At 73.9% G+C, this 9,651-nt stretch carries 8 protein-coding genes; 2 read left to right on the top strand and 6 right to left on the bottom strand.

The genetic code is table 11. From position 1 onward, the window contains the following. From QR78_RS09555 to QR78_RS09535, 5 genes are all read right to left on the bottom strand, one after another. On the bottom strand, positions 1-1,969 hold a 1,969-nt coding region (locus QR78_RS09555; RefSeq protein WP_048427279.1), incomplete at its 3' end, for a bifunctional [glutamine synthetase] adenylyltransferase/[glutamine synthetase]-adenylyl-L-tyrosine phosphorylase. Further along, a complete protein-coding gene (locus QR78_RS09550) occupies positions 1,966-3,414 on the bottom strand; it encodes a sensor histidine kinase (RefSeq protein WP_048427278.1) in 1,449 nt (482 codons plus the stop codon). The genes QR78_RS09550 and QR78_RS09555, both read right to left, overlap by 4 nt. Positions 3,415-3,458: 44 nt before the next feature. Beyond that, positions 3,459-4,148, bottom strand: coding sequence for a response regulator transcription factor (locus tag QR78_RS09545; protein WP_048427280.1), 690 nt, complete (start codon positions 4,146-4,148; stop codon positions 3,459-3,461). A gap of 400 nt (positions 4,149-4,548) precedes the next feature. After that, a complete protein-coding gene (locus QR78_RS09540; protein WP_048427277.1) occupies positions 4,549-5,289 on the bottom strand; it encodes a YoaK family protein in 741 nt (246 codons plus the stop codon). Positions 5,290-5,514: 225 nt separating this feature from the next. Further along, positions 5,515-6,144 (bottom strand): pyridoxamine 5'-phosphate oxidase family protein, encoded by a 630-nt coding sequence (locus QR78_RS09535; protein WP_048427276.1) that lies wholly within the window; start codon positions 6,142-6,144, stop codon positions 5,515-5,517. Between the two features lie 260 nt (positions 6,145-6,404). Here QR78_RS09535 and QR78_RS09530 point away from each other — a divergent pair, with 260 nt between their 5' ends. Further along, a complete protein-coding gene (locus QR78_RS09530) occupies positions 6,405-7,223 on the top strand; it encodes a thioredoxin domain-containing protein (RefSeq protein ID WP_048427275.1) in 819 nt (272 codons plus the stop codon). A gap of 129 nt (positions 7,224-7,352) precedes the next feature. Next, complete coding sequence (locus QR78_RS09525) at positions 7,353-8,186, top strand: beta-keto acid cleavage family enzyme (protein ID WP_048427274.1); 834 nt, start codon at positions 7,353-7,355, stop codon at positions 8,184-8,186. A gap of 42 nt (positions 8,187-8,228) precedes the next feature. On the opposite strand, the gene QR78_RS09520 is transcribed toward QR78_RS09525, so the two are convergent. Next, positions 8,229-9,308, bottom strand: coding sequence for a lytic transglycosylase domain-containing protein (locus QR78_RS09520; RefSeq protein WP_048427273.1), 1,080 nt, complete (start codon positions 9,306-9,308; stop codon positions 8,229-8,231). Positions 9,309-9,651: the final 343 nt, after the last annotated feature.

Below are 9,651 nucleotides of genomic sequence, written 5' to 3'. Positions count from 1 at the left end.
GTTGCGCTTCGTCACCGGCGCGCGGCTCCTCTCCGGCATCCTGCCGCCCGCGGGCGCCGGTGACGAAGCGCAACTGGCGGGCGGCGTCGCGGCTGCGGTCGAGGAAGTCCTCGTAGTCGCGGGGCTGGCCGAGGCCGGTGCGGAACTGCCCGGCCAGCGCCCCGGCCTCGGTCACCGGGGCGACGAAGGCCGGGTCGATCACCGCGTCGAGGACGTGCGGGCTGAACGCCACGGTGTCGGCGAGCCGCGGCACGGTGCCGAGGAGGTCGGCGAAGAGCAGCCGCAACCGCTCGTGCGAGCGCAGGATGGTCAGGAGCTCGACGGCGGCCGGCATCCGCCCGAAGGCGCGGTCGAGGGCGGCGAGCGCCCCGTCGGGGTCGGCGGTCCCTGAGAGCGCCTGGATCAGGGGCGGGACCAGATCGGTCAGCACCTCGCGGGCGCGCGGGCTCGTCACCGCCGGCCGGCGGCCGAAATGCCAGCCCCGCACCGTCTCGGTCGCCCGCTCCGGCGCCCGGAAGCCGAGGCGGCGCAGGGTGGCGAGCGTCTCGGGGTCGTCCTCGACCCCGGTGAAGACGAGGTCGCCGACCTCCGCCGCCAAGTCCGGCTCGGCCTCGAACAGGAGCGCGTAATGGCCCTGCACCCGCCGCGCCTCGGCGGTGAGTGCCGCGCCGAACGCGGTCTCGTCGGCGTAGCCGAGGAAGCGGGCGAAGCGCGCGAGCTTGCCCGGATCCTCGGGCAGGCGCTGGGTCTGCTCGTCGGCCACCATCTGCAGCCGGTGCTCGACGGTGCGCAGGAAGCGGTAGGCCTCTCCCAGCTCGTCGCGGGCCTCCGGGGTGATCCAGCCCTCGTCGTGCAGCGCTCCCAGCATCTCCAGGGTGCGGCGACCGCGCAGCGACGGGCGCCTCCCGCCGAAGACGAGCTGCTGGGTCTGGACGAAGAACTCGACCTCGCGGATGCCGCCGCGCCCGAGCTTGATGTCGTGGCCCGCCACCGCGACGGCGCCGTGGCCGCGCACGGCGTGGATCTGCCGCTTCATCGCGTGGACGTCGGCGATCGAGGCGAAGTCGAAGTACTTGCGCCAGACGAAGGGCCGCAGCTCGGCGAGGAACTTGTCCGCCAGCGGCCGGTCGCCGGCCACCGGCCGCGCCTTGATGAAGGCCGCGCGTTCCCAGTTCTGCCCGACCGTCTCGTAGTAGGTGTAGGCCGACGGCAGCGACAGGGCGGTCGGGGTCGAGCCGGGATCGGGCCGCAGGCGGTAATCGACCCGGTGGACGTAGCCGTCGGCGGTGCGCTCCTGCAGGAGCTTGGCCACGGCCTGCGCGATCCGGGTGAAGAACGGCGTCGCCTCGACGCCGGCGCGCAACGGCGCGGTCTCGGGATCGAACAGCACGATCAGGTCGACGTCGCTCGAGTAGTTCAGCTCGCCGGCCCCGAGCTTGCCCATGCCGAGCACGATCAGCCCCGACCCCTCCTGGGGCTTCGACGGATCGGGCGGCAGGAACCGGCCGGTGCCGGCGGCCTGGACCAGGGCCGCGTCGACCGCGGCGCCCACCGAGGCGTCGGCGAAATCCGACAAGGCCGCCGTCACCTGCTCCAGCGACCAGACCCCGCCGATATCGGCGAGGGCCACCAGGAGCGCGTGGGCGGCGCGGTTGCGGCGCAGCCGCCCGGCGACGTCGCCGCCGGCGAGACCGGCTTCGCGCTGGTCGGCCAGGATCGCGGCGTTCGAATCGTCCGGGGACCGCTCCAGGAGCCCGGCGAGGCGGGCGGGATCGCGGGCGGCGAGACCCCAGAGGAAGGGCGAGTGGTCGGCGAGCCCGAGGAGGAGGTCGCGGGTCGGGCCGTCCTCGCCGATGAGGGGTGCGAGGTCGGGTGCCGCGCCCAGGAGATCGGCGAGGCGCGAGCGGGCGCGCTCCGGCTCGGCGAGGCGGGGCGCCTGCGCGAGGCGGGCGGCGAGCGGCCCGGTCACGCCGTCGTCTCCCGCGGAGGTTGGACCTCCCGCGGGGCCAGCGCCGGCATGCGCAGCACGGCCCGCAGGCCGGGCGCGGCGTCCTCCAGCGCGAAGGTGCCCTGGTGCAGGCGCGCCACCGCGTTGACGAGGCTGAGGCCGAGCCCGAAGCCCGGCCGGGTGCGGGCGGTCTCGAGGCGCACGAAGCGCTCCAGCACCCGGCCGCGATCGGCCTCGGGGATTCCCTCGCCCTGGTCCGCGACGGTGAGCACCACGGTCCCGTCCTCGCGCCGGGCGGTCACGCGGACCACCGGCTGGCTCGCCGGATCGGGCGTTGTCTGTCCGTATTTCAGGGCATTGTCGATCAGGTTCGCCATCGCCTGTCCGATCAGCTCGCGGCTCCCGTGCAGGAGGAGACCGTCCTCGATCTCCGCCCGCAACCCGACGCCGCGCTCCTCCGCCACCGCTTCGTACAGCTCCGCGACCTCGAGCGCGACCGCCCCGGCATCGAAATCCGCCAGCCCCTCGCGGGCGTTGCCGGCCTCCAGCCGGGCGATCATCAGGAGGGCGTTGAACACCCGGATCAGGTTGTCGCTCTCCTCGATGTTGGCTTCCAGCGCCGCCCGCAGGGCGTCCGGGTCGTTGCCCTCGCGCAAGGCCGCATCGGCCTTGTTGCGCAGGCGGGTCAGCGGGGTCTTGAGGTCGTGGGCGATGTTGTCCGAGACCTCCCGCATGCCGCGCATCAATTCGCCGATGCGGTCGAGCATGGCGTTGAGGTTGCTCGCCAGCCGGTCGAGCTCGTCGCCGGTGCCGGCGAGGGTGAGCCGCCCGTCGAGGTCGCCCGCCATGATGCCGCGGGTGATCTCGGTCATGTGGTCGACGCGCTTGAGCACCCGCTGGGCGATGAACCAGCTGCCGAGGAAGCCGAGGCCCACCACCAGCATCAGCGACCAGGCGAAGGCCCGCCCGATCACCGCCCTCAGGCGGTCGCGCTCCTCGACGTCGCGGCCGACGAGGAGGCGGAAGCCTCCCGGCAGCGTGAAGATGCGCACGATCGCCCGGTGGTCGAGGCGGTCGCCGTCGCCGACGCGGCTATAGGCGGTCTCGGTCTGGCCGGGTTCGGCGAGCACCCCGGGCGGCAGGGTCTCGACGTTGCCGACGACGTGCTCGCCCGCCGGCGTGGTCACGAGGTAGAGCGAGGCGCCGGGCTCGCGCGAGCGGCGCTCGACCACGCTGACGAGGCGGCGGATGCCGCCCGCGGCGTATTGGTCGGACAGGCCGTTGATCTCGGCCTCGATGGTCGAGACGATCTGGTCGTCGAGGACGCGCCGCGCGTTCCAGGCGACGTAGCCGAGGGCGAAGAACGCGAAGGCGGCGAAGACCAGGAGATAGGCGAGCGACAGCTTGAAGGCGGTGGTGCGAAACAGCGTGCCGAGGCGCGCCAGCACGCCGTCCGGTGCCGCCACACCCGGAAGGCTCGGCGTTACCGACGGGGTCGTGGTCCGGGCGCTCACGCCTCGCCGCCGGCGCGGACCATGTAGCCCGCCCCCCGCACGGTGTGGATCATCGGCCGCTCGAAGCCCTTGTCGACCTTGGCGCGCAGGCGCGAGACGTGGACGTCGATGACGTTGGTCTGCGGGTCGAAATGGTAGTCCCAGACGTGCTCGAGCAGCATCGTGCGGGTGACGACCTGGCCGGCATGGCGCATCAGGTATTCGAGCAGGCGGAATTCCCGCGGCTGGAGCGGGATCTCCTGGCCGGCCCGGGTCACCCGGTGCGACAGCCGGTCGAGTTCGAGGTCGCCGACGCGGTAGCTCGTCGCCTCGGCGCCCGCATTGCCGCCGCGGCGGCGGGCCAGGACCTCGATCCGGGCCATCAGCTCGGAGAAGGCGTAGGGCTTGGGCAGGTAGTCGTCGCCGCCGGCCTTGAGGCCCTTCACCCGGTCGTCGACCTGGCCGAGCGCCGAGAGGATCAGCACCGGGGTCTCGACGCCCTGCTCGCGCAGGGAGCGGATCAGCGACAGGCCGTCGAGCTTCGGCAGCATCCGGTCGACCACCAGCACGTCGTAGGCGCCCTCGCGGGCGAGCGCGTAGCCGTCGAGCCCGTCATCGGCGGTGTCGGCGACGTGCCCGGCCTCGCGAAAAGCCTTGGAGAGGTAGCTGGACGCCTCGCGGTCGTCCTCGATGATCAGGAGGCGCATGTCGGACATTCTAGGGCAGTTCCCGGGCGCGCGGGAGAGCGTCCCGCGCCGGGATCCTGGCGCCTTGGACCCGAGGCGGTCCCCGTCCCGACGCGCCGCACCGGGGGAGGAGGCCGGTACGGCACGTCGGGCGTCGCCGCTGGGAGTCGGCAGGCCGAGCCGGGGGACTCGGCCTGCCGTGGCGCAAAACGCCGGGTCGTCTGGGGGGCGATGATGGTGACCCGGCGCCTCGGCCCTCGGGGCCTGCGGCGCGTCGGCGCCCCGGGGGTGGGAGGCGCCGCCGCGTCCGGCGACCATGCCGTTCTAGGCCTCCCCGTCTTACGCCCGTGTCTCCGCCCCATGAACTCTGCGTAATCTCGGCCGCGGGCGGGGCCGTGGCCCCGCCCGCGACGGGAGCGCGTCAGACCACCGGCGGCGCGGTCGCGGCGGCGTCGGGGGCCGGGGACTTGGTGCCCGAGACGAGCGGCCCGTCGCCGTGGATCAGGGTCATCACCAGGGCGACGACGGCGAGCACGGCCGCCACCACCGCCGGCACCAGGAAGGCGTTCTCGCCGAAGGCGGCGTGCAGCAGGCCGCCGGAGATCGCCCCCAGCGTCAGCGCGGCCCAGAGCGGCGCCTGGATCCAGAACGACGGCGAGGGATGGCCGAGCAGCAGGTTGGCAAGCCCGGTCCCGAAGCGCACCACCGCGCCGGTGACGTAGGTGAGCGCCAGGCTGCGTCCCTCCTCGTCCTGCAGCACGGCGTTCTGCATGCCGAGGGCCAGCACGATCGGGTAGGCATGGAGCGGGAACTCGAACGGCCCGCGCGGCATCAGCAGGCCGGCGGCGAGGAGGAGCGCCTGCAGCGTCAGCAGCACCGCGAGGCGCCAGTAGCCGACCGCGGCGGCGAGCAGCGTGCCGATGAACGCCCCGAAGCAGAACAGCGCGATGGTGCTGCCGACCCGGGTGACGTTGCCCCAGTCGCCCAGGCTGACCGCGACGCCGAAGCGGGTGGTGTTGCCGCTCATGAAGGACATGAACAGCTGCGAGAATTCGAGGAACCCGATCGCGTCCGCGCAGCCGGCCAGGGCCGACAGGGCCAGCGCGAACGGTACCCGCGTGCTCGCGGCGGCCGGAAAGGCCTTGGTTTCCTTCTCTGCCATTCACCCCTTCTCCCTGTGCTGCCCTCGGGGCAGATCTATTGCCGATGCGGAACCGTGCCGGAGCGGAACGGTTCCGTTGCACCGCATCAAACGGAGCGCGAGACAGTCGGGGTGTGCGGATTCTCACATCGGATGCCGCGCCCGCCAGCGTCCAACCGGCTGGGACAGGCGGCTTTTTCGCACGATCGGAGCGAGACCAGGGGCGCGGCGGCGGGCGACGCCCGCTCAGTAGAGCCGGGTCCGGTAGGATTCCTCCATCAGTCGCTCGGCCTCGGTGACGCCGAGGGCGCCGGTCTGCTCGGCGAGGATGCGGCCGAGGCTCGGGACCGTGCCGCGGGGCACCTGCGCCGCCGGGTCCCAGAGCCGGGCGCGCATCACCGCCTTGCCGCAATGGAAGAACGCCTCGCGCACCGCGACGAGGAGCCCGGTGGTCGGTACCTTGCCCTGAGCGGCGAGCGGCGTCAGCAGGGCGGCGTCGGTGGTGATGCGGGCGGTGCCGTTCACCCGCAGGGTCTCGGTGACGCCGGGCACGAGGAAGATCAGGCCGATGCCCGGCGCCGCCAGCAGGTTGCCGAAGCTGTCGGCGCGGTTGTTGCCGCGCCGGTCCGGGATCAGCAGGGTGGCGTCGTCGAGGATCTGGACGAAGCCCGGGGCGTCGCCCCGCGGGCTGGCATCGGCGCGGCCCTCGGCATCGGCGGTGGCGACCACCAGGAACGGCGAGAGCGCGATAAAGGCGCGGGCATGCGGATCGAGCCGGGTCAGCACCTTGCCCTCGGCGAGGCGGCTGACCGGGCCCATGTGGTCGCGCAGCTCGTCCGCGTTGCGGATCCGCATCTCGGCCTGACTCTCGTCCATCCGGTCCTCCCGCTCGCGATCGTGTTCGCGGCCCGCCAAGCCTGAACCGGGCCAAGCCTGAACCGGGTCAAGCCTGAACCGGGCCAGCCTGAATTGAAGCCGACCCTGCGTCCCGTTGTCCGGCGCGTCCGCGTGCTCCGGCGCCGCCCTATCTCGTCCAGCGTGCGGCCTGCGGGCGATCGAGGCAAGGTTGCCGGCAGGGCGAGGATGTCTGCACGGCAAGGATGTCCGCACGGTTCGAGGCGAGGATCGGGGAAGCCATGAGACGTCCCGGCCATCCGCCGTTGAAAGGCGCTGCCCGCCTCGCCGTCGCGGCGTGCCTCGCCGCCCTCGCCCACCCGGCCGCCGCCGGTCTGACCCCGAAGGACCTCTCGGGCGTCGCCCTCGCGCCGCCGCCCGACGCGCGCGCGCCCCTCGACGCCGCCTTCACGAGTGCCGCCGACGGGCGGCGCCTGAGCCTCGGCGAGGCGATGAATGGCCGCCCCACCCTGCTGATGCCCCTCGACTATGCCTGCCGCAACGTCTGCGACCCGATGCTGGCGGTCGCCGGCGCGGCGCTCGCCGCCACCGGCCTCGAGCCCGGCACGGATTACCGGCTGGTGACCCTCGGCTTCAATCCGCGGGCCGAGGCGGACAAGGCCCGGACGATGGTGGCCGAGCAGCTCGGAAGCGGTCCCGTCCTGGATCGGGCCGTGGTGCTGGTCGGCGCGCCCGGCCCGGTCGCCGCGGTGACGCGAGCCCTGGGCTATGCCTACGCGTATGACCGGGACACCGATTCCTACGCCCACCCGGCCGGCGCCCTGGTGCTGGCCGGGGACGGCCGGGTCGCCCGCGCCCTCTCGCCCCTGGCGATGACCGCCCGCGACCTGCGCCTCGCCCTGGTCGAGGCCGGCGAGGGACGGGTCGGGAGCCTCTCCGACCGGCTGGTGCTGCTCTGCTACGGCTACGATCCCCAGACCGGCATCTACACGCCGCTGATCCGCCGCATCCTCACGGTGGCGGGTCTCGCGACCGTGCTGGCGATCGCCGGGCTGATCCTGTGGCTGCAACGCCGCGCCGGGCGGGCCCGTCCCCTCTGAAAAGGGGCAGCGGTCCGGCTGTGCGGCGGGCCGCCGGCGGTGCAGAGTGCGGCGCCGGGCACCGAATCGCCCGGACGAGGACGAGGACGCGGCCCGCGGGGCCGCGAGCGAACGGAACCGAGCGACAGGATGACAGCCCCCCTCGTGATCACGGTGGCGCCCAACGGCGCCCGCCGCACCAAGGCCGACCACCCCGCCCTGCCGATCGAGCCGCGGGAGATCGGCCTGGAGGCGGCGCGCTGCCGCGAGGCCGGCGCGGCGATGATCCACCTGCACGTCCGCGACGCCGAGAACCGCCACACCCTCGATCTCGACCGCTACCGGGCGGCGCTGGCGGCGGTGCGCCGCGAGGCGGGGCCGGAGATGATCTGCCAGGTGACCACCGAGGCGGTCGGCCTCTACAGCCCGGCCGAGCAGATGGCGGCGATGCGGGCGCTCAAGCCCGAGGCGTTCTCGGTCGCCCTGCGCGAGCTCTTCGCCGAGCCGGAGGACGAGGCGGCGGCGGCGGCCTTCCTGGCCGAGCAGGCCCGGGCCGGCGTGCTGGTCCAGCACATCCTGTACGATGCCGGCGACGTCACCCGCTTCCAGGGGCTGGCCGCCCGGGGGCTGATTCCGCTCGAGCGGGCGAGCGCCCTGTTCGTGCTCGGCCGCTACGCGGTGGGCCAGCGCTCGGACCCCGCCGACCTGCTGCCGTTCCTCGCCGCCTGGACCTCCGAGCACCGCCTCGACCTGCCCTGGGCGCTCTGCGCCTTCGGTCCCCGGGAGGCGGCCTGCCTCGTCGCGGCGGCGACGCTCGGCGGGCATGCCCGGGTCGGATTCGAGAACAACCTCTGGCGTCCCGACGGCCGCCCGGCCACCAGCAACGCCGCGCAGGTGGCGGATCTCGCCGGCCTCGCCCGCGCCCTCGGGATCGAGGTCGCGACGGGGGCGCAGGCCCGGGCGCTGTTCTCCGGCGAGGCGTGACCGTCCGGGCGCCTTCCGGCGGCCCGGCGCCGGGCCGCCGGATTACTGGCTGACGGCTGTCGCCGCCGGCTCGGGGGTCGCGGCGGCGGTCTGCGGCACCGGGGGCGCGGGCTTGCGCAGGACGAAGTGGCGGAACTCCACCGGGCGACGCGGCGGCATCGGCGTCGCGGGCTTGGCGTCCTCCGCCGGAGCTGCTGCCGGCTCGAGGGCGGCCACCGTGGTCGTCGCGGGCGCCGGGGCCGGCGCCGCCTGGCCGGGGGCTGCGGCCGCGAGGCTGATCGTCTGGCCGGAGGTCGGGAAGGGCGGGGTGGCGGCGGCGTTGCCGGCATAGGCCAGGGCGGCGCCCTGGACCGGCTCGGGGGCGGCGTGGAAGGCCAGTGAGGCGGGGCGGACCGGCGGCAGCGGCACCTTGACGACCGGCTCGGGCAGGTCCGGCAGCTGGTATTGCGAGGGCGCCTGCGCCTGGGCCGTCGTCGGCTGGAACGCCGCCGAGGCGACCTGCTGGGGGGCGGTGGTGGGCGGCGGCAGGACGTATTGCGTCGTCGAGCCGGTCGGGGCGAGCGCGGTCGAGAGGGCGGCGACCGACGGGTCGGCGGAGGCGGTGGCGGTCGTGGCCGCCGGCCGGCCGCCGAACACGTTCGAGAGGAATTTTCCGAGGGGATTGGCCGGCGCGGAGACCTCGCGGACCGGCGGCGCCTCGAGCTCGGCCACGTCGGTGCGGATGCCGGCGCGCTTGGCGGCGTAGTAGTAGCCGCGGGCGTAGTAGCTGTAGGCCTGGGCCTCGTTGCCGTGGGCGGTCTTGTAGGCGCCGGCGAGGTAGGCGACGCCGTAGGTCAGGTTGATCTTGGCGTCGAGCAGGCCGGAGGCCGGGCCGCTATAGCCCAGCGCCCGCGCGGTGCCGTGCTTGATCTGCATCAGGCCCATCGCGCCGCCGCGGCCGACCGCGCGGGGATTGTAGCCGCTCTCCCGCTTCACCACCCGGTGGATGAAGCTCGCCGGAACACCGTTGGCCTTGGCATGCGCCTCGATCAGCGCGTCGATGTTGTCGCGAACGGGGCTCACCTGGGCCAAAGCCGGGAGCGGCGTCGCGACGGCGACGGCGACGAAGAGGTGCTTGCGCATGCAGGACCTGCTGGAGGGAGCCGGTGCGCTGCCGCACCGACGGGAAGGCTCATCCTGCTCCGTTTCAAATGCGGCGGGAAAGAGACTTGGCCGTTCCGAGGCCGAACTTGGCCGTTAACTCCACCGGAAAACGGCGGAGTTTCGCGGTGCGGTGTGGCACGGCAGGCACAGGATCGGCGTCTTTTGCGCGCCCGTGGAACGCCGGACCAACGTCAGCCGGGCGGCGCTGAGGCCGAATCGGCCGCCCGGCTGACGTTGGTCCGGCGTTCCACGGGCGCGCAAAAGACGCCGATCCTGTGCCTGCCGTGCCACACCGCACCGCGAAACTCCGCCGTTTTCCGGG

This window comes from Methylobacterium indicum, assembly GCF_001043895.1.
Taxonomy (GTDB): Bacteria; Pseudomonadota; Alphaproteobacteria; order Rhizobiales; family Beijerinckiaceae; genus Methylobacterium; species Methylobacterium indicum.
The sequence above is the reverse complement of the archived record's forward strand: the minus strand, read 5'-3'. Positions and strand labels throughout refer to the sequence as shown.